General features: G+C 67.0%; 18 protein-coding genes. 12 read left to right on the top strand and 6 right to left on the bottom strand.

Features of this window, described 5'->3' with window-relative positions:
* Window positions 1-15: 15 nt before the first annotated feature.
* Both EGM71_RS17530 and EGM71_RS17525 read right to left on the bottom strand, forming a co-directional pair.
* Window positions 16-2679, bottom strand: a complete 2664-nt coding sequence (locus EGM71_RS17530) for a TonB-dependent receptor (RefSeq protein WP_188486007.1) — start codon at window positions 2677-2679, stop codon at window positions 16-18.
* A 143-nt stretch (window positions 2680-2822) separates the two neighbouring features.
* Window positions 2823-3839: a glucokinase family protein gene (locus EGM71_RS17525; protein WP_049442849.1), complete on the bottom strand. Its 1017-nt coding sequence runs from the start codon at window positions 3837-3839 to the stop codon at window positions 2823-2825.
* 376 nt (window positions 3840-4215) lie between these two features.
* Here EGM71_RS17525 and EGM71_RS17520 point away from each other — a divergent pair, with 376 nt between their 5' ends.
* The 6 genes from EGM71_RS17520 (at window position 4216) to EGM71_RS17495 (ending at window position 13304) form a co-directional block, all read left to right on the top strand.
* Window positions 4216-5505 (top strand): sugar MFS transporter, encoded by a 1290-nt coding sequence (locus tag EGM71_RS17520; protein WP_188486005.1) that lies wholly within the window; start codon window positions 4216-4218, stop codon window positions 5503-5505.
* A 39-nt stretch (window positions 5506-5544) separates the two neighbouring features.
* Window positions 5545-6612, top strand: a complete 1068-nt coding sequence (locus EGM71_RS17515; protein WP_188486002.1) for a LacI family DNA-binding transcriptional regulator — start codon at window positions 5545-5547, stop codon at window positions 6610-6612.
* A gap of 7 nt (window positions 6613-6619) precedes the next feature.
* Complete coding sequence (locus EGM71_RS17510; protein WP_188486001.1) at window positions 6620-7648, top strand: SIS domain-containing protein; 1029 nt, start codon at window positions 6620-6622, stop codon at window positions 7646-7648.
* Window positions 7648-8796 (top strand): N-acetylglucosamine-6-phosphate deacetylase, encoded by a 1149-nt coding sequence (gene nagA / locus EGM71_RS17505; protein ID WP_188485999.1) that lies wholly within the window; start codon window positions 7648-7650, stop codon window positions 8794-8796. Before EGM71_RS17510 ends, nagA begins: the two co-directional genes overlap by 1 nt.
* Window positions 8796-9878 (top strand): acyltransferase family protein, encoded by a 1083-nt coding sequence (locus EGM71_RS17500; RefSeq protein WP_223224492.1) that lies wholly within the window; start codon window positions 8796-8798, stop codon window positions 9876-9878. The genes nagA and EGM71_RS17500 overlap by 1 nt, the downstream gene beginning before the upstream one ends.
* A 399-nt stretch (window positions 9879-10277) precedes the next feature.
* Window positions 10278-13304 carry an autotransporter outer membrane beta-barrel domain-containing protein gene (locus EGM71_RS17495; RefSeq protein WP_188485997.1) on the top strand — a complete coding sequence of 1009 codons (3027 nt, stop codon included), beginning with the start codon at window positions 10278-10280 and terminating at the stop codon, window positions 13302-13304.
* 158 nt (window positions 13305-13462) lie between these two features.
* Here EGM71_RS17495 and EGM71_RS17490 read toward each other — a convergent pair whose 3' ends face one another.
* Window positions 13463-13897, bottom strand: coding sequence for a hypothetical protein (locus tag EGM71_RS17490; protein ID WP_188485995.1), 435 nt, complete (start codon window positions 13895-13897; stop codon window positions 13463-13465).
* Window positions 13898-14311: 414 nt separating this feature from the next.
* On the opposite strand from EGM71_RS17490, the gene EGM71_RS17485 reads away from it, so the two are divergent.
* The 3 genes from EGM71_RS17485 to EGM71_RS17475 are packed head-to-tail and all read left to right on the top strand — an operon-like array spanning window position 14312 to window position 16171.
* Window positions 14312-15355, top strand: coding sequence for a S41 family peptidase (locus EGM71_RS17485; protein WP_188485993.1), 1044 nt, complete (start codon window positions 14312-14314; stop codon window positions 15353-15355).
* A complete protein-coding gene (locus EGM71_RS17480; RefSeq protein ID WP_101766079.1) occupies window positions 15352-15687 on the top strand; it encodes a hypothetical protein in 336 nt (111 codons plus the stop codon). Before EGM71_RS17485 ends, EGM71_RS17480 begins: the two co-directional genes overlap by 4 nt.
* Window positions 15688-15736: 49 nt before the next feature.
* Window positions 15737-16171, top strand: coding sequence for an SseB family protein (locus EGM71_RS17475; protein WP_005419309.1), 435 nt, complete (start codon window positions 15737-15739; stop codon window positions 16169-16171).
* Between the two features lie 49 nt (window positions 16172-16220).
* On the opposite strand, the gene EGM71_RS17470 is transcribed toward EGM71_RS17475, so the two are convergent.
* From EGM71_RS17470 to EGM71_RS17460, 3 genes are all read right to left on the bottom strand, one after another.
* Window positions 16221-17441, bottom strand: a complete 1221-nt coding sequence (locus tag EGM71_RS17470) for a multifunctional CCA addition/repair protein (protein WP_188485991.1) — start codon at window positions 17439-17441, stop codon at window positions 16221-16223.
* Between the two features lie 55 nt (window positions 17442-17496).
* The gene (locus tag EGM71_RS17465; protein ID WP_049447806.1) at window positions 17497-17733 is read right to left on the bottom strand and encodes a hypothetical protein; all 237 of its coding nucleotides are present in this window, start codon (window positions 17731-17733) and stop codon (window positions 17497-17499) included.
* Between the two features lie 67 nt (window positions 17734-17800).
* Window positions 17801-19786, bottom strand: coding sequence for a transglycosylase SLT domain-containing protein (locus EGM71_RS17460; protein WP_188489885.1), 1986 nt, complete (start codon window positions 19784-19786; stop codon window positions 17801-17803).
* A gap of 151 nt (window positions 19787-19937) precedes the next feature.
* Here EGM71_RS17460 and EGM71_RS17455 point away from each other — a divergent pair, with 151 nt between their 5' ends.
* From EGM71_RS17455 to EGM71_RS17445, 3 genes are all read left to right on the top strand, one after another.
* Window positions 19938-20345 carry an ExbD/TolR family protein gene (locus EGM71_RS17455; protein ID WP_014038483.1) on the top strand — a complete coding sequence of 136 codons (408 nt, stop codon included), beginning with the start codon at window positions 19938-19940 and terminating at the stop codon, window positions 20343-20345.
* A 71-nt stretch (window positions 20346-20416) separates the two neighbouring features.
* The gene (locus tag EGM71_RS17450; protein WP_223224491.1) at window positions 20417-20824 is read left to right on the top strand and encodes an ExbD/TolR family protein; all 408 of its coding nucleotides are present in this window, start codon (window positions 20417-20419) and stop codon (window positions 20822-20824) included.
* A 271-nt stretch (window positions 20825-21095) separates the two neighbouring features.
* Window positions 21096-23957: a TonB-dependent receptor gene (locus EGM71_RS17445; protein ID WP_188485989.1), complete on the top strand. Its 2862-nt coding sequence runs from the start codon at window positions 21096-21098 to the stop codon at window positions 23955-23957.
* Window positions 23958-24000: the final 43 nt, after the last annotated feature.

Genomic DNA, 24000 nt, shown 5'->3' with positions numbered 1-24000 from the left:
GTTGCCGCCGCTGGATCAGTACTTGAAGCGGAAGTTGAGGTAGTACTGGCGACCGTTGCTGTAGAACGAGGTCGGGATGGCCGCGGTCTGGTAGTACTTGTAGGTCGGGTTGTTGAGGTTCAGGCCATCCAGGCTGATGCTCAGCCAGTCGGTGGCCTTGTAGCTCAGCGACGCCGACAGCGTGCCGAAGTCATCCTGGTAGTACGGGTTGGTGCCCGACAGGCTGATCAGGAACGAGGAACGGCGGGTGTAGCTGACGCGGGCACCAAAGCGCTCGTTCTCGAAGTAGGCACCCACGTTGTAGGTGTTCTTCGAGGTGCCCAGAAGGTTGTGCGAACCATCCGACCAGGTGTGCGAGGTGGTGCCGTTGGCGTAGGTGTAGTTGGCATTGATGCCGAAGTATTCGCCGATCGGCTGCTCGTAGGCCACTTCCACGCCGGTGACCTTGCCGTCGGCATTGATCGGGGTGGAGATCTGGTAGGTCTCAAGCTGGTTGGTCAGTTCGCTGTACAGCTGGCGCGAGACCACGTCGAAGGCGATGTAGTCCTTCAGGTTCATGTGGTATGCGCCCACCGACAGCAGGCCGCGCGGCATGAAGTACCACTCCAGGTTGGCATCCAGGTTGGTCGACAGGGTCGGCTTGAGGTTCGGATTGCCGCCGCCGCCGGTGCGGTTCAGGTCCGAACCGTACGAGGAGGCGCCCAGTGCCGAGTAATCCGGCAGGGTCTGGGTCTGCGAAGCGGCGACGCGCAGTACCAGCGAGTCGTCCAGGTCGAACTTGATGTTGGCGCTGGGCAGCACACGGTTGCGCTTGTTCTGGAAGGCCAGGCGCTCCCACATGCCGAACAGGCTGCTGACATCGGCATCGGCGGCCTTGCTGACCGCGTTGTAGGTGTCGATGTCCTGCTTGATGTTGACGTAGCGCAGGCCGACGTTGCCGCTCCACCAGTCGCCGCGGAAGTTGGCCTGCACGTAGCCGGCGAAGTTCTTCTCCTTCACCTTCCACTCGGCGCCGTAGTTGTGGCGACCGGTCGGGCCATCATTGCCGGCCAGCCAGGTGGAATTGTTGGTCACCGCGTCCTTCAGCGCGCCCGGGGTGAAGTACCAGAGGTTGCGCGGGAAGGTGCCGCCGATGTCACCGGCGAAGCCGCTGGGATAGTTGGCCGTCGCACCGTTCTTCAGCGCGCTCCAGATGTCACCCGGGGTTGCACCTTCCGGCGACAGTGCTTCGCGCTTGTGGTCGGCGAAACGCAGGCCGAAGTCGATCGAGCTCAGCACGCCGCCATCATTGAAGTACTGGTTGAAGTCGAGCGTGGCCCACTTCTCCTTGTCTTCGGCGGTGACCTGCTGGTTGCCCCAGGTGCCGAAGCTGGTCACGCCGTTGGGCGAGATATCGCCGCCGACATTCCAGTCGATCGGCGAGCCATTGCCGTGGGTGGCCCAGCTGGCGCCGCCGCCGTTGGCCAGGGTGACCTCGGCGATGTACTGGCGCGGCGTCTCGCCGGTGCCCTTGGTGCTGCCGGCCTGGAACTTGGCGGTCAGGCTGTCGTTGATCTGCCAGTCGGCATCGAAGGTGACATAGCTCGACTTGGCCTTCGACTCGCGGTAGATCATGTCGTACACCGCATAGTTGGTGCCCGGCACGCCCTTGTAGTTGGCGTTGGTCAGCACGCCATCCTTGACCACGTAGCCCGGATCCGGCGCCTGCGACTTGGCGAAGCTGTTGCCGAACATCATGAAGTTGCGGTTGTAGTTGTTTGCCTTCAGCTCGGAGCTGAAACCATTCAGGCCCAGGGTGAGGCTGTCGCTCGGCTTGAACTGCAGCGAGACCAGGCCACCCTTGCGCTCACGGGTCTGTTCGAACAGGGTCGAACCCAGCAGGCCCGGGACATTGACGCCGATCAGGTCCGGATTGGTCTTGGCGACCGGATCGTCTGCGCCGATCTTGAAGAAGCCACCCGGGATTTCCTGCGCTTCACGGCGCAGTTCGCGCTTCTGGCTGAAGCCCTGCACCATCACGCCGAAGGTGCCTTCGTCGTTCTTGTAGTTGAACAGTGCCGAATACTGCGGGTCGTTCGACTTGGCCTGGTCCGAGCGCACCATGCCGATCGAGCCTTCAGCGGTGAACTGCTTGGAGAACTCCAGCGGCTTGCGGGTGATGATGTTGACGGTACCGGTGGTGCCGCCGTCCTGCAGCTTGGCCTGCGAGGACTTGTTCACTTCCACCGAGCTGACCAGTTCCGACGGCAGCAGCGAGTAGCTGACGCTGCGGCCGACATTGTTGCCCTGGCTGAGCACGAACCAGTCGGCCGAGCCGACGGTATGGCCGTTGATCAGGGTCTGGGTCAGGCTCGGGCTGGTGCCGCGCAGGCTGACACGGTCGGCTTCGTCGAAGCCGCCTTCATCGGCGCTGGACGAGCTGATGTTGACGCCCGGCAGGCGCTGCAGGGTGTCGGCGACGTTGTGCGCCGGCAGCTTGCCCACGTCCTCGGCAGTAACCACTTCCACGCGCGCATTGGCTTCGCGCTTGGTGTCCAGCGACTTTTCCATCGAACCACGGATGCCCGTGACAGTCACGGTGTCCAGGTCGGTGGCGGTCTGGGTGGCCTGCTGCGCGTGGGCACTGAAGGCGATGCAGCTGACGATGGCGGCCGAAAGCAGGGTCTTGCGGGTATTCATGATGTCTCTCCTCATCACTCGATTGGATGCCGGCGGCGGTGTTCGGTTACGGTTGCGATGACATGCGCGGGGCGGCGGCGAAGTCCCGTGCGTTGGCGTGCCACGTACTGCGTGCTGCGATTGCGTTGAAGCCTGTTGCGGTGTCAGGCGGCCGACTGCTGCAGGTACCAGCTGGCAGCGCCGACTACGCCCAGCTGGCCGTGCTCGACGACCTTTACCGGGATGCGTGCCAGCGCTTCGCCCATCGGCCCCTTCTGCAGGTAGCGTTCGACGAACGTGCTGGCGTGCAGGTATTCGCGGATCTGCGGCAGGATGCCGCCGGCCAGGTAGACGCCACCGTGGGCACCATAGAACAGGGCCATGTCGCCGATGGTGCTGCCGAGCAGGCCGCAGAACACATCCAGCGCCTGGCGCGCGTGCGCATCGGTATCGGCCATGGCGGCGGCGGTGACCGCATCAGGGCTGGCCAGCGTCGGTGCCTGCCCCTGCAGCGCGCACACCGCGCGGTACAGGTTCATCAGGCCCGGGCCGGAGATCGCATGTTCGATCGACACATGGGCGCGGTCGCGCTGCATGTGGCGGACGATGGCCATTTCCAGTTCGGTGCTGGCGGCGAGGGTCGGCTGGCCGGCTTCGGTGGGAAGCACCACCGGGCCATGCGCAGTGGGAATCCACAGCGCGGCGCCGAGGCCGGTGCCGGGACCGACCACCAAGGTCGGGCCACGCGCAGCGGTGTCCGGCCCGCACAGATGCAGCACGCCACTGGCGTCCACCTGCGCGGCGGCATAGGCCACCGCTTCGAAGTCGTTGACGATGTAGACCCGCTGCAGGCCGACATCGGCCTCCACCTGGCGTGCCGACAGCGGCCACGGCAGGTTGGCGGTGATCACCGTGCCGTCCTCGCGGGCGTAGCCGGCGCTGGCGACCACGCAATGCGTGGGCCGCGGGCCCTCGCCGAGGAAGTCGGACAGGATTGCGCTGAGGCCGGCATGGTCGGCGTTGCGGTACTTGCGGTATTCCAGCACCTGCACCGGATGGGCGGTGTCACCGCTGGCCTGGACCCGGGCCACGCGCACATGGGTGCCACCGACGTCCGCGGCCAGGAACGAGGGCGCGACGCGGGACAGGACATGCGAGGGGGCGGGGTGGCTGGCGGTCACGCGGGCTCCTGCTGCAGGTGGGGCCGGCCCCAGGATCGGGGGCGGCGATTGGGGCGGAGTCTGTAACCGCGTTGACAACGATGTCAACGAGTTCGTGACACTTTCGTTGCTGCGCCGCAACGAATACGACATGCGGTAAACGTTTACATGGCGTGAGCGCGGGTTTCATGCGGGAACCTTTGCTGCATGGGGCTCTAGGCCTGTCACGCATTCAGCGCGGAGCACCGCAATCGACTTGCGCAGTGCAGCACGAGGTTCACGGGGGCGTGCAGGGAAGTTGACAAACCGCCGTTGTCCATCGAAAGAATGTGACAACGTTGTTCCCAGCCACTCTCCGACGCCGCGTTCTGCGGCCGTCGCCGCAGGAGCCCTCCTGATGTCCGCCGTCCCCGCTGCAAGCGCGCGCCCGAACGTGGCCACCTCCATCGCCATCGTTGGCGTGTTGTTCTTCCTGATCGGCTTCTTCACCTGGCTCAACGGCCCGTTGATCACCTTCGTCAAGCTCGCCTTCGAGCTCAGCGAGGTCGGCGCCTTCCTGGTGCTGATGGTGTTCTACCTGTCCTACTTCTTCCTCGCCCTGCCGGCCTCATGGATCCTGCGCCGCACCGGCATGAAGAAGGGCCTGAGCCTGAGCCTGCTGGTGATGGCCGGTGGTGCCGCGTTGTTCGGTGAATTCGCCACCCAGCGCTGGTACCCGGGTGCGCTCGGCGGCCTGTTCGTGATCGGCAGCGGCCTGGCCCTGCTGCAGACCGCGATCAACCCCTATATCTCCATCCTCGGCCCGATCGAGACGGCGGCACGCCGCATCGCGCTGATGGGCATCTGCAACAAGATCGCCGGCATCCTGGCGCCGATCGTGATCGGTACCGTGGTGCTGCATGGCATCGGCGATCTCTCGGCGACGGTCGCCGCCGCCGATGAGGCCACCAAGGCACAGCTGCTCAACGAGTTCGCCGCCAAGATCCACGCGCCGTACCTGGCCATGGCCGGCCTGCTGGTGCTGCTGGCGGTGGCCGTGCTGTTCTCGCCGCTGCCGGAAATCAAGTCGTCCGAAGCCAATGCCACGCCGGTCGCGGCCGGCGCCGCCGAACGGCGCAGCATCTTCCAGTTCCCGCACCTGTGGCTGGGCGTGCTGTGCCTGTTCGTCTACGTGGGCGTGGAGGTGATGGCCGGCGATGCGATCGGTACCTACGGCCACGGCTTCGACCTGCCACTGGACCAGACCAAGATGTTCACGGCATTCACGCTGTTCGCCATGCTCATCGGCTACGTGGTCGGCCTGCTGGTGATTCCCAACGTGGTGTCGCAGTCGCGCTACCTGACCTTCTCCGCCGTGCTGGGCGTGGTGTTCTGCCTCGGCGCCTGGGCCACCCACGGCTACGTATCGGTGGCCTTCGTGGCCCTGCTGGGCTTCGCCAACGCCATGATGTGGCCGGCGATCTTCCCGCTGGCGATCCGCGGCCTGGGCCGCTTCACCGAGACCGGCTCGGCGCTGCTGGTGATGGGCATCGCCGGCGGCGCGATCATTCCGCAGCTGTTCGCCGTGCTCAAGCAGCACATCGACTTCCAGCTGGTGTTCGTGCTGCTGATGGTGCCCTGCTACCTGTACATCCTGTTCTACTCGGTGATCGGCCATCGCGCCGGCCTGCCGCAGGACAAGGCCTGATCGGCGATGATGGACGGCAGCCAACCCCAGGGAAAACCCATGCGCAGAGCGACCATCAAGGACGTTGCGGAGAAGGCCAAGGTCTCGCTGAAGACGGTCTCGCGGGTGATCAACAACGAGCCTTCGGTGATGCAGGCCACCCGTGCGCGGGTACTGCGTGCCATCGCCGAGCTCGATTACGAGCCCGATCCGTCCGCGCGCAACCTGCGCAGCGGCACCACCTTCGTGATCGGGCTGGTCTACGACAACCCGAACCCGTACCACATCATCGGCGTGCAGAACGGCGTGCTGGCCGCCTGCCGCGAGACCGGTTTCGGCCTGCAGATCCATCCCTGCGATTCCAGCTCGCCGCTGCTGGCTGATGAACTCGCCGACTGGGTGCAGCGCTCGCGCCTGGCCGGGCTGGTGCTGACCGCGCCGATGTCCGAACGCCGCGACCTGATCCAGGCGCTGACCGCGCGCGGCATCAAGCTGGTGCGCATCATTGCGGCCACCGAAGACCCGGCCGACGGTGCCTGCGTATTCGTCGACGACCGCGAGGCCGCCTACGAGATCACCGAGCACCTGATCCAGCTGGGCCACCAGCGCATCGGCTTCCTCTGGGGCGGCATCTCGCACCGCTCCTCGGGCGAGCGCTATGCCGGTTACGAAGCCGCGCTGAAGGACTACGGCATGACCGTGGACAAGCATCTGGTGGTGCAGGGCGACTACACCTTCGACGATGGTTTCCGCGGCGCGCGCCGCCTGCTGGCGCTGCGCGAGCCGCCCACCGCCATCTTCGGTTCCAACGACGAAATCGCTGCCGGCGTGCTGGCCGCTGCCAAGTCGGCCGGCATGAACGTGCCCTACGACCTGTCCATTGCCGGTTTCGAGGACAGCCCGTTCTCGCGCCAGTCGTGGCCGCCGCTGACCACCGCCAAGCAGGCCACCGAGGACATCGCCCGCCATGCCGCGCGCCTGCTGATCGCGCAGCTGCGCAGCGACGCCTACGACGATGCGCCGGCACCGCTGCACAACCAGGGCTTCGTGCCGCAGCTGGTGGTGCGCGGTTCGACCGCGCCGATGCGCCCGGCCGGCGCACGCCCCCTTTCTTCCGATCCTGCCTGAGCCTGCCATGTCGCTGTCAGACCCCACCGCTACCCTGATGTTCGCCGAGGCCGCTGAAGCGGCCGACGTGGTTGCCCGCCAGTTCTCGCGCAACCACGCCACCATGGAAACCCTGGCCGCCAGCCTGCGCGCCGCGCCGCCGCCGTTCGTGGTCACCTGCGCACGCGGCAGCTCCGACCATGCCGCCACCTATGGCAAGTACCTGCTGGAAACCCAGCTGGGCCTGGTGGTTGCCTCGGCCTCGCCGTCGGTGGGCTCGGTCTATGCCGCACCGCTGCAGTTGCGCGGTGCACTGTTCATCGTCATTTCGCAGTCGGGCAAGAGCCCGGACCTGCTGCGCAACGCCGAGGCAGCCAAGGCCGCCGGCGCGCGCGTGATCGCGCTGGTCAACGTCGAGGATTCGCCGCTGGCGCAGCTGGCCGACACGGTCATTCCGCTGCATGCCGGTGCCGAAAAGAGCGTGGCGGCGACCAAGAGTTACCTGGCCTCGCTGGCCGCACTGCTGCAGCTGGCCGCCTACTGGAAACAGGACAGCAGCCTGCGAGCAGCGCTGGACCTGCTGCCGGACGCGATGCGTGAGGCCTGGCAGTGCGACTGGAGCGCAGTGACCGAAGGCCTGGTCGATGCCACCAACCTGTTCGTGCTCGGCCGCGGCCTGGGCCTGGGTGCGGCGCAGGAAGCGGCGCTGAAGTTCAAGGAAACCTGCAGCCTGCACGCCGAAGCCTACAGCTCGGCCGAGGTCAAGCACGGCCCGATGGCGCTGGTCGATCGCGGTTTCCCGGTGCTGGCTTTCGCCCAGCCGGACGAAACCGGCGCCGGCACGCGTGCGGTGGTCGATGAATTCACCGCACGCGGTGCGCAGGTATGGATGGCCGGTGCCGGCGGCAACCTGCCGGTGGCCGCCGCGCCGCACCCGCTGTGCGCACCGCTGCTGACCGTGCAGAGCTTCTATCGCGCGATCAACGCGTTGGCGCTGCGTCGTGGCTTCAATCCGGATCTGCCGCCGCATCTGAACAAGGTTACGGAGACGGTGTGATGGCAACGGTGCTGCGCAACGCCCGCATTCTCGCCGGCGATGAGTTCCGCGACGATCTGGCGGTGGTGATCGAGGACGGTCGCATCAGCGCGATGCTGCCTGATGCCGCACCGCAGCTGGGCCACGCGGCCGAGCAGGTGGACCTGGGTGGCGGCTGGTTGCTGCCGGGCTTCATCGACGTGCAGGTCAATGGTGGCGGCGGCGCGCTGTTCAACAACACGCCCGATGTCGCCTCGCTGCGTACCATTGCGCAGGCGCATCGTCGCTTCGGCACCACCGCGATGCTGCCCACGCTGATCAGCGATGACGTGGGCGTGATGCGCGAGGCGATCGGTGCGATGCGCGAGGCGATCGCGCAGGGCGTGCCGGGCGTGATTGGCATCCATCTGGAAGGGCCGTACATCGCCCCGGCACGCAAGGGCACGCACGATGCCAGCAAGTTCCGCGTGCCGGACGAGGATGAGATCGCGCTCGCCGCGTCGCTGGACAACGGCGTGACCCTGCTGACGCTGGCACCGGAACGTGTGCCGCTGGAAACCATCCGCGCGCTGGTCGAACGTGGCGTGATCGTTGCTGCTGGCCACACCGCTGGCACGTACGAAGAGATTCGTGCCGGTCTGGATGCCGGCGTGCGTGGCTTCACCCATCTGTACAACGCGATGTCACCGCTGCAGGGCCGTGAGCCCGGTGCGGTGGGCGCTGCGCTGGAAGACCGCGACAGCTGGATCGGCATCATTGTCGATGGCGTGCATGTGCACCCGGCCAGCCTGCGCGTGGCGCTGGCGGCCAAGCCGCGCGGCCGCCTGCTGCTGGTGACCGATGCGATGCCGCCGGTCGGCGCCGACGATCCCAGCTATGTGCTGTATGGCGAAACCATCACCGCCATCGATGGCGTGGTGCGCAATGCTGCCGGTTCGCTGGCCGGTTCTGCACTGGACATGGCCACCGCCGTGCGCAATACCGTGCAGCTGCTGGGCCAACCGCTGGCCGAAGCGGCGCGCATGGCCTCGACCTATCCGGCGCAGTTCCTCAACGTCGACGACCGCCTCGGCCACATCGCCGAGGGCTACCAAGCCGACCTGGTCCTGCTGGATGACGCCCTGCAGGTGCGTGGCACCTGGATTGCCGGACAGTACGAGGCCGCCTGATGGCCGATCCCTTGAAGGGAAGTATGCCGCCGCGCCGCCTGGGCTCGATCGATGCCCTGCGCGGCATCACCGTGGCGGCGATGCTGCTGGTCAACAACCCGGGTGACTGGAGTGCAGTGTTCGCACCGCTGCGCCATTCGGAATGGCATGGCTGCACGCCCACCGACCTGGTGTTCCCGTTCTTCCTGTTCCTGGTGGGCGTGTCGATGGCCTTCAGCGTGGCACCGCGCGCGCGGGATGCGGCGGCGCGACCGGCATTGGCGCGCGGCGTGCTGGAACGCGCGCTGCGCATCCTGGTGGCCGGTGCGCTGCTGCACCTGCTGATCTGGTGGGCGCTGCATACCCATCACTTCCGCATCTGGGGCGTGCTGCAACGGATCGCGGTATGCGCAGCTTTGGTAGGTGTTCTGGCGGTGTATGCGCGGCCGCGCGTGCAGGCCGGCGTGCTGGTCACGCTGTTGGTGGGCTACACCGTGCTGTTGCTGGGCGTCGGCGACCTGGCGCCGTGGACCAACCCGGCCAGCCGCCTGGACACCACGCTGTTCGCCCCCTGGATCTACCAGTGGCAGGCCGATACCGGGCTGGGCCACGACCCGGAAGGATTGCTGAGCACGCTGGGTGCGCTGGCCAGTACCGTGCTTGGCCTGTTGGCCGGAGGACTGCTGCGCAGCGGGCGTGCCGCGGCGCTGGCGGGGCTGGGTGCGGTGACTGCCGCGCTGGGCCTGCTGCTGGCCGTGGTGCTGCCGTTGAACAAGCAACTGTGGACGCCCAGCTACGTGCTGTGGACCGGCGGCCTGGCCGCGCTGGCGCTATGGCTGGGCCATGTGTTGATCGACCAGAAGGGTTGGCCGGCGCTGGGCCGGCGCTTCGGTGTCAACGCGATCACCGCGTATCTGGGTGCATCGATAATGTCGGTGGTGCTGATGGCCAGCGGCGCCTGGGGCTGGATCTGGCAGCAGCTGGCCACCGCGATGCCGCAGGCGCTTGAGCTGGCGTCGATGCTGCAGGCGCTGGCGTTCGTCGCGCTGTGGTGGGGCGTGGCGTGGTGGCTGGACCGGCGGAAGATCTATCTGAAGATCTGACGGCACGGAGTCGGGTCCCTTTTCGCAGGAAGGGGTTCTGACCCTTCCCGGGAGGGCACCTCATCCACGCATGGCGTGGATCTACTGTGCGATGTGTTTCATCGGTGAATGGGGTGTATCAACCGGGTGTGTTGGCGGTCGCATCCACGCATGGCGTGGATCTACCAGGCAGAGGGCAGTAGAGCCACGCCATGCGTGGATGCTTTCCGCGTGGCCCGTGATCACAGCAAAGCTGAATAATTTCAGGCATGTAGAAGCGAAGTGAGGCCCGATCAGGTTCGCATCCGAACTGTGATTTCCCGCACGCAATTTCATTCGTCGAAACCGTTCACCATGACGCAGACTGCGCTCGCAGTCCCGCATATCCGCAGTTCCTGATCCCCTGTCCAGGAGTGCTGTATGTCCCGTGCCGTCCCGCGCGCAGTGCGTCCGCGCCGCCTCACTGTTTCCATGCTTCAGGCCCTGGCTGTTCCGTCCGCCCTGCTGTTGACCGCCAGCGTCGCCTGGGCAGGCTGTGACAGCGCCGCTCCTGTCGCCGGCCAGATGGTCACCTGCGATGCCAATGCGCCGAACCCGCAGACGGTTCCCATCATCGCCAATGGCGCGGCCGGCATCACCGTCAATGTCGCCAACACGGCACAACTGCAGCAGAGCGGTGGCAGCAGCGCGATTTCACTTGTCGGCGCGGGTGGCCACCTGTTGTCCAATCTGGGCACGATCAGTTCGGTGGGCGGTGTGGCGGTCCAGCTCGGTGGCGGCAGCCGTGTCGAAAATTCGGGCAGCATCAGCACCGGCAACAACACCGCGCTGCAGTTCATCGGCGCGGACGACAGCGTGCTGGTCAACCGCGGAACGATCAGTGGGCGTACCGGCGTACAGTTCGATGCGGGCAACGACCGCCTCGAGATGCAGGCCGGCAGCATCAGCGGCGGTGTCCTGCAGGGGGATGGCAATGATGTGTTGCTGCTGAGCAATGGCACCATCGACAGCGTCGACCAGGGCAGCGGCGATGACCAGATGACCGTCACTGGCGGCACCGTCACCGGCGTGGTGGCGCAGGGCAGTGGCCGCGATGATTTCATCATGAGTGGCGGCACGATCGGCGCGCTGCAGCAGGGCGACAACATCGATACGTTCCGCATGAGCGGTGGCCGCATCATCGGCGCGTTCGAGGATGGCGACCAGGCCTGGATGACTGCTGGCCGCATCGGCCGCGTCAACATGAAGCTGGACAAGAACCTGTGGGACCAGTCCGGCGGTACCGTGGATGGCAACGTGGTGACCGGCTTCGACACCGACACCATCATCATCTCGGGCACGGCCTATATCGGCGGCAACATCAGCGTCAGCGGCGGCAACGACAGCGTGACCATCACCGACGGCACCGTGCGCGGGCAGGTACTGCTCAGTACCGGCAATGACACCTTCAACTGGGAGGGTGGTGGCATTGTCTACGGCGCGATCGACATGGGCCCGGACAACGACGTGGCCAACCTCAGCAACCTCAACCAGGGCAACCTCGGTGCGGTGCCGCTGTTCGACGGTGGCAGTGGCATCGACCAGCTAAACCTCAGCAACGTCAAGAGCGCAGGCGTGGGCCGTTTCCAGAACTGGGAGACGATCAGCCTGGCCAACAGCACCGAACTGACCTTCGATGGTGACCTGGTGCTGGGCGACAGCGGAACCGGCACCGGCACGCTCACCGTGGACGACACCAGTACCGTCTACGCGGGCAGTGGGGGGCATGCCATCCGCCCGTTCAACAGTGGCGCACTGGTGGAGATGGTCAACGCCGGGCGCATCGACCTGACCGGTACCGGCGCGGGCGACGTGTTCACCGTGCGTGGCAATTATCGCGGCGACGGCGGTGGCCTGTACCTGCGCACCGTGCTGGGCGCGGACAATTCCACCAGCGACCGCCTGGTGATCGATGGCGGTACCGCAACGGGTACTACCGGCATCGGCGTGCTCAACGCCGGCGGCAGCGGTGCGGCTACGCTGGCCGATGGCATCCTGGTGGTCCAGGCGTTGAATGGGGGGCGCACCGCACCGGGCGCGTTTTCGCTGTTCGCGCCGGTTGCGGCGGGTGCCTACGAATACTTCCTGTTCAAGGGCGGTGTCAGTGCCGGCACCAGCGAAAACTGGTACCTGCGCTCGACACTGGTGACCGGACCAACACCGGCCCCCAACGGCGGTGGCAGCGCCACGCCACCGCCACTGACGCCGCCGGTGGCACCACCACCACCGATCACTCCGGCACCGCCGCCGCCGCCGGAAGGCGCCACCGATCCGGACCTGACCGCGGGCGAGACCGCTCCGCCACCGCCGCCACCGGAACCGGCGCCGGTGTCGCCACCCAGCGACCCGGCGGTGCCGGACGTGCCGGTGGCCGGCGGTGCGCTGCCCGGTACCGGTACCCCGCCGACGCCAGGTGCGCGCCCGGCTGAAGGCGCGGTGGTACCGCTGTACCGCGTGGAGGCCGCCGCCTACACCGTGGTGCCACCGCTGCTGCGCGAGACTTCGCTGGCCAGTCTCGGCACGTTCCACGAGCGGCAGGGCGAACAACGCCTGCTGTACAACCAGGGCGCATTCCGCACCGCGTGGGGCCGGTTGGTGGGGCAGAGCAGCGAGATTCACTGGAAGGGCGATGCACAGCCCGGCTTTGATGGCGATGTGATGGGCCTGCAGGCCGGCCTCGACGTGTGGGCCGCTGCCTCCGACAACCATCGCAACCAGATCGGCGTGTTCGTCGGCCGCACCCGCGCGCAGGGCAAGACCACCGGCCTGGCACTGGGCTGGGAGAACGTACAGGTGGGCCAGAACCGGCTGGACGACAAGCACGTCGGCCTGTACTGGACGTTCACCGACAGCAGTGGGGGCTACATCGACGCCGTGGCGATGCAGAGCCGCTACGACGGCCGCGTGCGTTCCTCGCGCGGGCTCGGCTTCGGCCTGAGCGGCGACGGCACCAGCGTGTCGGTGGAGGCCGGCAAGCCGCTGCTGCGCTTCGGCCAGTCCGCATGGTGGCTGGAACCGCAGGTGCAGGTGATCTGGCAACGCACCGCGCTGGACGACCGCCGCGATGACGTGTCGAGCGTGCGCTTCGACAACGACAACGCCTGGACCGGCCGCGTCGGCCTGCGTCTTGCCGGCGATTACCAGCTGGCTGACAACGGCTGGCAGCCGTACTTCAAGCTCAACTACTGGCATGGCGGTTCCGGTGAAGACCGCATCCGCTTCGACGACGACGTGATCGTCAATTCGCAGCGCTCACGCGCGCTGGAAGCTGGTGTGGGTGTGGTCGGTCGCTTCAACCGCACCATCAGTGCGTACGCCGTGGCCGACTACACGCGCGAGCTGGGCGGCGACCGCAACGAGAAGCGCCGCATCATCGAAGGCAACATCGGCCTGCGCGCGGACTGGTAGTGCGCGTTACGGATGTCATGGCCCGCTCTGGTAGGTGCCGACCTTGGTCGGCACAGAACCCCACCGACGCCACGACGCTGCTCTGGTAGGTGCCGACCTTGGTCGGCACAGAACCCACCGACACTGCGACCTCCACGCAGCCGAGCATGTGCTCGGCTCTACAACACAATGGCGTGTGTATCGGACTCCACCAGCGCCCCGGCATGATCGGCCAGCACCACCACCGCGTGCAGCAGGCCTTCCTCCACCTGCGGTGGACACTGCGCCGCCGCATCCTCCATCTCGCGCGCCGACTGCGCGGCCAGCAACACACCGCCGCAGGCGGACAATGCGGCAAGGCAACGCGTCGCCTCGGCCAGGTCCCGACCGCGCGCCTCGCTGAGTTGCCGCTCGCGCCACGGCTGCCCATCGGCCGCGTGGTTGTGCGCGATACCACGCAACCGCGCGAAGAATGCGGAGGGCGGCGCCTGTTCGTTGGCTTCGGCGAGCGCATCTTCCAATGCTTCGGCGGCGGTAGTGGACAGCTGCAGGCCGGGCAATGCTGCGCCGAGCAGTGCATGCAGGCGTGGATAGGTGGGGTAGGGCGTGTTCATGGCGGCAACCTCACAGGGCAGGGCCACCTGCGGGATGCAAGGTGGCGGGCGGTGCGGGTTGGCGTGCCGGTGAAGCTCTTCACGAGGAATGACGCCGGCGGATCCGGGGATCCCCACGCACCGCCCGCCGCAGAACGACGGACGGTGCATTGTTCGGGCCGGCAACGACGTTGCAAGCCCGCTCGTGAAAAGCTTCATTCAGGACGCCAATCCCGGCCAGCGCAGGAAGCGCCGACGGGGCCTCCTTGGCGCGTTGTACGCCGCGATGACATGGGCAAAGTTGCAATGTTGTGATCGCCTGGCGCCTGCTTTGCTGCAGGTCGCGGCAGGGTCAGATACGACAGTTCGCGCGTGGCGCAAGCGATCATGCCCCGGTTATGCTGCGGTCCTGATTCAACGACAAGGAAACGTCGCATGCAGGTTCGCAAGGGAGTGCGTCGCATCGGCGCGCTGATGCTCGTGTTGCTGGCGACCGGCGCCATGGCCGATACGCCAGGCGCGGTCGAGGTGCCCTCGCCGGAGGCCCAGACCGAGATCCTCAATCTGCTTGAACGCCAGGCGCTGTATCGCGACCGGGTGGACTGGCCCGCCACCCGCGTACGCCTGCAATCGGCGCAGGGTGACCCCGCGCAACGGCTGGCCGTTCTGCGCGAAGCCATTGCGCTCAGCACCGGCCACCATGGTGCATGGACCACGACCCAGCGCCAGCGCGAATCCCTCGCGCGTGCGCAGCAGGCCGGTGCCGCCGCCGTGGACCGGGCCAAGGCCGCTGATGCGGTGGATGCGCGCATCGGCTGGGTGGTCATCGAGGGCTATGCCTCCACGCCGGGCGCGACGCCGCAGGAGAAATTCCGCCAGGACATCCAGCGTGCCGCGCGGTGGCAGCAGGTCATCCGCAGCAAGGACGACGGCGCGCGCTGTGGCTGGATCGTCGACCTGCGGGACAACAGCGGTGGCTCCATGTGGCCGATGCTGCTGGGCATGGCCCCGCTGCTGCGCACCTCGGTGGTGAACAACGAGGACGTCGGCTCGTTCGAAACCGTGCAAGGACCGCAGCGCTGGACGTTGACGGCGACTGCGGTACAGCTGGCGGGCAGGCCGCTGCTGGACTTCGGCCAGTCCGGCCATGTAGTGCGGCAGCCTGGCGCACCGGTGGCGGTGCTGTTCGGGCCCCGCACCGGCAGTTCGGGCGAGGCCTCGGTGCTGGCGTGGCGTGGCCGCCCGCAGGCGCGGAGTTTTGGCCAGCCGACCGCGGGTGTCTCCACCGGCAATGTCGTGCACACCCTTGCCGACGGCAGTCGCCTGCTGCTGACCACCAGCGTGATGCGGGACCGCAATGATCGTGGCGATGGCTTGAAGATCGAACCCGACCAGCGGGTCGAGGGTGATGCCGCCACTGTGGCCGCCGCTCAAGCCTGGCTGCTGGCCCAGCCCGCCTGCCAGGGCAACCGGACATGATCCTGATCGGCCAACAGGAACGGGTGCTGATCGTCGGCCCCACCGAAGCGCACCACTGCCTGCGCTGCCAGACGGAAACCGAGTTCGCGCCGCAGCTGCGCTACAAGATGGCGCGCATCGACCTGCTGTTTGGGTTCACCTACCAGCGCCGCTACGAACTGGCCTGCACCCGGTGCGAGCACGGCTGGGTGCTGGATACCGAGACCATGGACCAGCAGCTCGGCGGGGTACCGATCCCGTGGCGGCACCGCTTCGGCCTGCCGTTGATGCTGGTGGGGGTCGCCGCGCTGGCGGTGGCCGGATGGCTGTGGCGGCACGGATACATCGGTTGAGGACCGGGCCTGTTAAAGTCTGCCCTGCAATCACGTACCGGAACCGACCATGGACCACGACACCCCGTTCGAACCCCTCAACGACCTCGAGGTGCGCCTGCTACAGGCCCAGGACGGCACGCTGACCGCAGCGCAGTTCCTCGACGGCCTGCTGACCTCGACGGCGTTCGTGCTGCTGGACAAGGCCATTGGTGAAGATGGCGCCTGGGACGAGAGCATCTCGCCGCTGGTGCTGACCAGCGAGAGCGGTGAGCCGATGTTCGCGGTGTTCACCGCCCCCGAGCGCGCTGGCCTGTGGCACGAGCAGCTGCCGCAGTTCGCCCATGCCATGCCGATCGCGGTGCACGCGCTGCTGGCCGGTATCGGCGACGGCGTCGGCCTGGTGCTGAACCCGGGTCTGGACGTGGGCATGGAGATGATTCCCGATGCCGTGGCCCAGCTGAAGCAGCGTGCGGCGGCGATCACCCGCGGCATGGCGCACTGAATCCAGGGATTGTCTGGTTGCCGGCCAGCGGCCGGCACTACCAAGTGCTTCAGCGTGCGGCGGCGATGGCTTTCACCCGCGCCTTGGCCAACGCTTCGCCGATGGCCGGGCCCTTCAGATGGGTGGTATCCAGATCCCTGGCCTGCACTGACAGCGCCGCCTGGTGCAGGCGCTTGAGCGTTTCGCCCTGCGGGTAGTCGGCGTCCTCGAAGCCGAGCCGGCCGCGCTTGTCGGCCTCGCAACACAGCGCGATACGGGCCACGCGTTCCGGCCGGCGCAGCGCATCACAGCGGCCAAGCAGTTCCAGCACGGTGGCATCGCGCAGTTCGTCGATGCGGTGCACGTTCAAGTGCTCGCGGCACACCGCTTCGGCCAGCTGCTGGTGCTCGGAGGGAATCTTCAACCGCGCGCACAAAGCCTTCAGGGGTTTGATGCCGCGCTGCTCATGCATGATGTGGCGCGGCCATTCCTCCGGCGGGGTCAGGCCCTTGCCGAGATCGTGGGTGAGGGCCGCGAAGCCGACCAGGTCATCACCCGGCGCCAGTTTCGCGGCCATGTCGCTGACCATTTCCTGGTGGATGCCGGTATCGACTTCCGGGTGGAATTCAGCACGCTGCGGTACGCCGTACAGTGCTTCCAGTTCGGGCAGGATCGGGCCCAGTGCATGCGCATCGTGCAGCGTACGCAGGAAGGCGGAGGGTTGGGCACTGACCAGTGCTTTGCGCAGTTCCTGCCAGACGCGCTCCGGCACCAGCGCGTCCAGCTCGCCACTGGCGGCAACGTCGCGCATCAAGGCCAGGGTCTCTTCGGCGACGGTGAAGCCCAGTGGTGCGAAGCGCGCCATGAAGCGCGCCGCGCGCAGCACACGCAGCGGGTCTTCGACGAAGGCCGGGCCAACGTGGCGCAGCACGCGCTGTTCCAGGTCGCGCACACCGCCATAGGGATCGATCAGCGCGCCGGTGTCTTCGTCGCAGGCAATCGCGTTGATGGTGAAGTCGCGCCGCTGCAGGTCTTCTTCCAGCGTCACCGCTGGATCAGCATCGACCACGAAGCCGCGATAGCCACGACCGGATTTGCGCTCGGTGCGCGCCAGCGCGTATTCCTCACCCGTCTTCGGATGCAGGAACACCGGGAAATCGCGGCCGACGGCGGTGTAGCCCTGCGCTTCCATCTGCGCGGGCGTGGCGCCAACCACCACCCAGTCGCGGTCGCCGGCAGGGCGCTGCAGCAGGCGGTCGCGTACGGCGCCGCCGACAAGATAGATCTTCATGGGGGGATGATCGCATGGCAGGCGCAGATGTTCCGGCACGACCGATGCAGGGGCATCACGGCAAACCGCGCCACTCCGGCACGAACAGGCCGGCCAGGAACCACAGGCCGTAGACGATCCACAGGCAGAGGAAATACAGCTTGATCTGCGCTTCGTCCCACAGGCTGCCCCAGCTGTCGACGAAAGCCAGCGACTTCCAGCCTTCCATCCAGGCCGCGCCACCCCAACGCAGCACCCAGGTGGCGAGCAGGCTCCAGGCGGCGAATATCCCGATCCAGGCCAGCAGGCTCATTGTCTTCCCCTCCCCGGGAGTGGATACCGGATCGTGCCGGCCAGCGGCCGGCACGACCGCATTGCGATCAATCGCCGCCCTGGTCGGCGTTTGCGGCGCAGCTGAAGCTCTTGCGCTTGTCCACCAGGCGGCCCATCAGGCGGTCGCTCAGAGGCAGCGCATCACCATTGAGGCGCCAGTCGTAGATCACGCTGAAGGCCAGCACGCGGGCGACGTACTCGCGGGTTTCCTTGTAGCTGATGGTCTCGATCCACAGGTCCGGATCAAAGCCCGGGCGCTGGCCCTGCCAACGCGCGGTCGGGGTCGGGCCGGCGTTGTAGGCGGCGATGGTCACGTACGGCAGGCCGTCGTACTTGTTCATCAGCTGGCGCAGGTAGGCGGTGCCGATGGCGATGTTGGTGTCCGGGTCGTACAGGCTGTCGGCACCGCCGTAGCCGGTCAGGCCGATCGACTTGGCCACGCCGGCACCGGTGGCCGGCAACACCTGCATCAGGCCCATGGCGTTGGCAGGCGAGCGCGCGCGCGGGGTGAAGGTGCTCTCGGCGCGGATCTCCGCGGCCACCCAGGCCGGATCGATCGCGTTGCGCGCCGATTCGCGGCGGATGGTGGCGTCGTGGTGCAGCGGGAAGCGCAGGTCGTACAGGCGCTGTTCCTGCGGCTGCTTGCCGAGCGCGAACACGGCGCGGTCGAACCAGCCGTTGTCCTGCGCCACACGCACGGCGAGGCGACGCTGGGTGTCATCGAAGCGCGACAGCGCGCTGTTCCATTCCGCCACGGCCCAACCGGCGCGATCGATCTGGTACAGCGCCATCGCACGCTGGATGGCCGGATCGCGCGCGATCACCGCCTGCGCCTGCGCGCTGTCATTCGGCTTCCAGGGGCACAGGGTATAGCCCTGCTGCAGCTTGTCGGCGGCCAGGAACCCGTGGAAGGTCGGTGCACGTGCCGCATCGCGGAACAGCGGCTGGGCCTGCTGGGCCTGGCCGGTCTTCTCCAGCATGCGGCCTTCGAAGTAGCGCCAGCGGGGGTCGCTGCGCTGCTTGCTGGCCATCTTGCGGATCGCGGTCAGTGCCGCCGGCCAGTCGCCGCGCGACATCGCTTCGCGCACGCGCCATTCGTGCAGGCGTTCGTCATACGCCGATTCGGGCACCGCGTTGAGGCGGCGCGCCGAATCGGGCAGGTAGGAGGCCACCGTCCACAGCGCAATCTGGTACAGCACCTGGCCCTGCTGGTCGGCACTCAGGCCGAGGGCCTGGGCGTACTGCGGCAGCTGCTGTTCGGTAGCGCCGGGATCGGCCTTGGCCAGCTTGGCCAGGCCATCGGTGGCGATGCGCCGGCTGCGCTCGTTGCGCGGCCAGTTCAATGCGCTGGCGTTGGGCTTGTCGACAAAGGCAGCGTAGTTGTTCGCCAGCGCCAGATCGGTGGCGGGCAGGCCGCGCGCGGCGCTGCGCATCACCGCCGGCTGTTGCGCGTCGGCGGCGGCATCGATGCGTTCCCAACGCAGGGCATCGCTCAGGCCACCCTGTGCCTGCAGCACGGCGAAAACGGCGTCACAGCCATCCGGCAGCGACTTGCCGTTCTTGCGCCACAGGTCCTGCGCTTCACTGATCCACTGCGGATCAACCTTGCCCGTCACCTGGCGCGCGGTCAGCTGCGCACAGCGCAGGCCGGCGTTGTCGGTGGGCGCCCAGTTGGCCAGCAGGGTCGGCCAGTCCTGGCGGCGTGCGACCGAGGGCAGCCACACGCTGCGGAAAGTGTTGGCCACGGCCTGGCCGTCGTAGCGCTTGAGGAAGGCCTGCGCCTGCGCGGTATCGACGGTGTCGATGTTGCGGCGCAGGTTGGCGTACTCCAGCCAGCCATAGGCCGGATGGCGGCTGAGCGCAGCGGCCTGGCCAGGATCGAACTGGCCGCGTTCGGCGGCTGCGATCGCGGCCTTCAGCTGCGCGTTCTGGGCGTCGAGGGACTGGGCATTGGCGCAGCCGATCAGCAGCGTGGTGGCCAAGGGCAGCAGGGACAGGGCGGTCGAAGAGCGTCGGGTCATGGCGGGCAGCATAGCGGGCAATGGCTGAATTCAGTTTCGCATTGCGTGCACGCCGGGCGTCGGCAACGACAGCTGAATGATTCCGCACAGGCCCCTGCCGCACGGGGTCGCAGGCGTCGTAACGTCGGCCTTGGGCGAACGGCCCGGCTGCAGGGAGCGGCACATGGCGTTCAGTAGCGCAGGAAGAAGCGGCCCGCTGGCGGATATCAATGTCACGCCACTGGTGGATGTGATGCTGGTGCTGTTGATCATCTTCATCGTGACCGCGCCGATCGTGGCCCGGCCGATTGCCGTGCAGTTGCCACAGGCCACCGATCGCACGATCGATCGCCCCGAACCACCCCCGCCGATCGAGCTGCGCCTGGATGCGTCGAACCAGCTGAGCTGGGACGGCCAGCCGATGGCCATCGGCGATCTGCAGGCGCGCCTGCAGGCGCAGGCCGGAGAACATGCCGGCAACCTGCCGGAGCTGCGCATCGCCACCGATCCGTCGGCCGAGTACGAAGGCATGGCGCGGATCCTGGCCGCCGCCGAGGCCACCGGCATGGAGCGCATCGCCTTCGTGCGGTGAGTTTCGTGCGGTGAGTCCGGCAACGGGCGGCCTGCCATCGGCAGGCCGCTCCTACTGCGAGGGAACGTGGCATGCGATACGGGACACAGCGCGCGACCTCACTGATGGCCGCTCCCAACCTGGCACCGCTGGTGGATGTGTTGCTGGTGCTGCTGGCGCTGGTGATCACCACGCTGCCGATGGCGCAGGCAACCGGCCTGCTGGCGTTCCAGCAGCGCACCTCGTGCCCACCCTGGCCGGCGTCCTCCCCCCAGCCGATCACCCTTCGCATCGACGCAGCGGGGGCGGTGTTCTGGAATGGCCAGCCGCTGGACGCTGCCGCGTTGCAGCGGCACCTGGTGCAGGCGCAGCAGATGCCGCAGCAGCATCGCCCCTGGGTGCACCTGGCGACCGCCGACGACACCGACTACGGAGACATGGCACGCGTGCTGCTGGCCGTAAGCCAGCATGGGCTGCGCGTCGACGCGCCCGGCCACTAGCGCCTGCACCGACAAGTCCGCTTGATGAGCCGTGGCGGATCTCGGCGCGTGCTGTCGCAGCCGGCACCAACGCGCAGGGCGGTGAACAGTACCGTCCGGTTCTAAACGGCCCTCATTTGTCGCAAATGGCCGTCAATTGCGTCAATTCCGCGTGAAATAGTGTCGATCATCACGCCGTGATTTTTACCGCTTGTTTACAAAGGAGACGCTGCCGCCATGCAGGGGGGAGCGCGGCAGTCCATGTCCCGACATTCCTTTGGAGAGAGAGCGAATGAAGCACCTGCACCACCGCCCGTTGGCGGTTGCCGTCACGCTGTGCGTGATGGCCTTGGCACCCTTGGGTGCCGCTGCACAATCCACCACCAACCTCGACGCGGTGGAAGTCACCGGTACCCGCATCAAGCGCGCTGAGGTCGAAGGCCAGGTCCCGATCCAGACCCTGACCCGCGGCGACATCGAACGCACCGGCCTGAACTCGATCAGCGAGGTGCTGCAGCAGCTCACCGGTTCCGGTTCGGCGCTCAATGCCAAGTTCAATTCGTCCGGCAACTTCGGCTTCCCGCCGGATGGCAGCGGCGTGGGTGCCGGTTCGGCGCAGGTCGACCTGCGCCACCTCGGTGCCAAGCGCGTGCTGGTGCTGGTCGACGGCATCCGCTGGGTGAACGAGTCGTCCGCATCGGGCGTCGGTGCGGCCACCGACCTCAACACCATCCCGCTGGCCATCGTCGAACGCATCGAGGTGCTGGAAGACGGTGCATCGTCGCTGTACGGCTCCGATGCCATCGCCGGCGTGGTCAACATCATCACCCGCCGCGACTTCGATGGCGGCCAGGTGACCCTGAACTACGGTGAGTACAGCAAGGGTGACGGCACGCAGAAGGGCGTGGACCTGGCGTGGGGCAAGAGTGGTGATCGCTACAGCCTGTTCCTCGGTGCCAGCTGGACCAAGCAGGACCCGGTGTTCGCCCGCGACCGCGAGCAGTCGCGCTTCCCGATCCCGGGCACCGGCCTGGCCTTCGGCAGCGGCGGCATTCCACAGGGCCGCTTCGCCTTCGTCGACCCCAACACCGGTGCCGAGCAGGACATCGTGCCCAACACCGGCGTCAGCAGCCCGCGCTACGACGGCAGCGCCGGTTGCAACCGCACCGACGATTACCACTGCTTCACCAGTGCCGACCGCTTCAACTTCGCCGAATACAACATGGTGTTGACCCCGTCCGAGCGTAAGGGCCTGTTCGGCCAGTTCCGCTTCGACATCACCGACAACGTGCAGTGGTACATCAAGGCGCTGGGCAACCGACGCGAGTCGACCAACCAGGCCGGCCCCGAACCGCTGTTCTTCGGGCCCGATGGTGCCACCGGCAACCCGCTGGCCGACAACATCGTGGTCTCGCGCCTGAACCCGTACAACCCGTTCGGCTTCGACCTGGTGTCCTCGGGCAACATGAGCCTGATCGGCCGCCGCCCGGTCGAAGGTGGCGCGCGCGTGTTCAAGCAGGAGGTCAACACGACCTACGTGGCCACCGGCCTGGTCGGCAACTTCCATGCCGCCGACCGCAGCTGGTACTGGGACGTCAACGGCATGTACAGCAAGAACAAGGCCGAGCAGACCAACTACGGCAGCTACAACATCTACAACGTCAACATGGCGCTGGGTGATCCTGCGGTGTGCGCGGCGACGCCGGGCTGCGTGCCGCTGAACATCTTCGGCGGCGTCGGCTCGATCACCCCGGACATGCTGAAGTGGATCCAGCCGGTGGTGCGTGATCGCAGCCAGAATGAGCTGAGCCTGTTCACCGCCAACCTGTCCAGCGACCTGTTCACCCTGCCGGCCGGTCCGGTGTCGTTCGCCAGCGGTTACGAGTACCGCAAGTACAAGGGCTGGTACCAGCCTGATCCGCTGACGGTGATCGGCCACTACAACGGCGTGCCGTCACAGCCGACGTCCGGTTCGTATGATGTCAACGAAGCGTACCTGGAGTTGAGCGTTCCGATCTTCGCCGACTCGCCGCTGGGCAAGAAGCTGGACCTGAGCCTGGCTGGCCGCTACTCGGACTATTCCACCTTCGGTGGCGAGTTCACACCCAAGTACGGCCTGCGCTGGCAGGTGACCGACGACTTCGTGCTGCGCACCACCTACGCCGAGGGCTTCCGTGCGCCGTCGATCGGCGAACTGTACGGCTCGGCCGCGCGCGCCGACCTGCAGCTGTTCGATCCTTGCTCGGTGGGCCTGGGTGGTACGCCGCCGCGTGGCAGCGCCGCAAACTGTGCCGCGCTGGGCGTACCGGCTGGCTTCCAGCAGGCCAATTCGCAGATCTCGGTGACCACCGGCGGTAACCGCGAGCTGGAACCGGAGCGCTCGCGCAGCTTCAGCACCGGCTTCGTGTGGAGCCCGTGGTTCGGCAACAACGCATCGTGGTCGGAGCGCTTCGACGTGGAAGTGACCTTCTACCGCCATGCCATCGACGGTGCGATCCAGGCCATCAACGCGCAGACCCAGCTGGACCTGTGCGTGGACACGCTCGACCCGGTGTACTGCGATGGCATCACCCGCGCCAGCACCGGCGCGGTCAGCAGCTTCAACAACCGCCTCACCAACCTGGGCTCGATCAAGACCGACGGCTGGGACGTGGACCTGTTCTGGACGTTGCCGCAGAGCTCCATCGGCCAGTTCAAGCTGGCCTGGAAGAACACCTTCGTCGGCCGTTACGAAGCCACCGGCGCGGCGGGGCAGAAGCAGCCGCAGAAGCCGGGCGTGGAAGTGGCCGACAGCTCCATCCCGGAGTGGACCAGCAACGCCAGCATCGCCTGGACGATGGACCGCTGGAGTGCGAACTGGACGGTGCGGCACATCTCCGAGCTGACCGAGAACTGCGGCGATGCAGTTGCATTCCCGGTGTGCAGCAACCAGGCCGCCGGCACCAACACGCTCTCGGCCACCACCTTCCACGACATGCAGGTGGGCTACAAGATTGACTGGATGAAGGGGCTGCAGCTGACCGCGGGCCTGAACAACGTGTTCGACAAGGATCCGCCGATCTGCCTGTCGTGCTCGTTGAACGGCTACGATGCCTCGACCTACGACATCCCGCGTGGCCGTTACTGGTACCTGCGCGCGGACCTGCGCTTCTGATGCAAGCGGCCGGTGCCGGGATGTTCCCGGCACCGGTCATCAT

The sequence above is a fragment of the Stenotrophomonas maltophilia genome, from assembly GCF_006970445.1.
Classification (GTDB): Bacteria; Pseudomonadota; Gammaproteobacteria; order Xanthomonadales; family Xanthomonadaceae; genus Stenotrophomonas; species Stenotrophomonas maltophilia_AU.
Note: the sequence above shows the minus strand (reverse complement) of the source record. Positions and strands in the feature narration are given on the sequence as shown.

Excerpts from the sequence above, each read along its gene's own strand:
- EGM71_RS17530 (WP_188486007.1), bottom strand. The coding sequence starts at position 2,679 with ATGAATACCCGCAAGACCCTGCTTTCGGCCGCCATCGTCAGCTGCATC.
- EGM71_RS17520 (WP_188486005.1), top strand. The coding sequence starts at position 4,216 with ATGTCCGCCGTCCCCGCTGCAAGCGCGCGCCCGAACGTGGCCACCTCC.
- EGM71_RS17515 (WP_188486002.1), top strand. The coding sequence starts at position 5,545 with ATGCGCAGAGCGACCATCAAGGACGTTGCGGAGAAGGCCAAGGTCTCG.
- EGM71_RS17510 (WP_188486001.1), top strand. The coding sequence starts at position 6,620 with ATGTCGCTGTCAGACCCCACCGCTACCCTGATGTTCGCCGAGGCCGCT.
- nagA (WP_188485999.1), top strand. The coding sequence starts at position 7,648 with ATGGCAACGGTGCTGCGCAACGCCCGCATTCTCGCCGGCGATGAGTTC.
- EGM71_RS17500 (WP_223224492.1), top strand. The coding sequence starts at position 8,796 with ATGGCCGATCCCTTGAAGGGAAGTATGCCGCCGCGCCGCCTGGGCTCG.
- EGM71_RS17495 (WP_188485997.1), top strand. The coding sequence starts at position 10,278 with ATGTCCCGTGCCGTCCCGCGCGCAGTGCGTCCGCGCCGCCTCACTGTT.
- EGM71_RS17490 (WP_188485995.1), bottom strand. The coding sequence starts at position 13,897 with ATGAACACGCCCTACCCCACCTATCCACGCCTGCATGCACTGCTCGGC.
- EGM71_RS17485 (WP_188485993.1), top strand. The coding sequence starts at position 14,312 with ATGCAGGTTCGCAAGGGAGTGCGTCGCATCGGCGCGCTGATGCTCGTG.
- EGM71_RS17480 (WP_101766079.1), top strand. The coding sequence starts at position 15,352 with ATGATCCTGATCGGCCAACAGGAACGGGTGCTGATCGTCGGCCCCACC.
- EGM71_RS17475 (WP_005419309.1), top strand. The coding sequence starts at position 15,737 with ATGGACCACGACACCCCGTTCGAACCCCTCAACGACCTCGAGGTGCGC.
- EGM71_RS17470 (WP_188485991.1), bottom strand. The coding sequence starts at position 17,441 with ATGAAGATCTATCTTGTCGGCGGCGCCGTACGCGACCGCCTGCTGCAG.
- EGM71_RS17465 (WP_049447806.1), bottom strand. The coding sequence starts at position 17,733 with ATGAGCCTGCTGGCCTGGATCGGGATATTCGCCGCCTGGAGCCTGCTC.
- EGM71_RS17460 (WP_188489885.1), bottom strand. The coding sequence starts at position 19,786 with ATGCTGCCCGCCATGACCCGACGCTCTTCGACCGCCCTGTCCCTGCTG.
- EGM71_RS17455 (WP_014038483.1), top strand. The coding sequence starts at position 19,938 with ATGGCGTTCAGTAGCGCAGGAAGAAGCGGCCCGCTGGCGGATATCAAT.
- EGM71_RS17450 (WP_223224491.1), top strand. The coding sequence starts at position 20,417 with ATGCGATACGGGACACAGCGCGCGACCTCACTGATGGCCGCTCCCAAC.
- EGM71_RS17445 (WP_188485989.1), top strand. The coding sequence starts at position 21,096 with ATGAAGCACCTGCACCACCGCCCGTTGGCGGTTGCCGTCACGCTGTGC.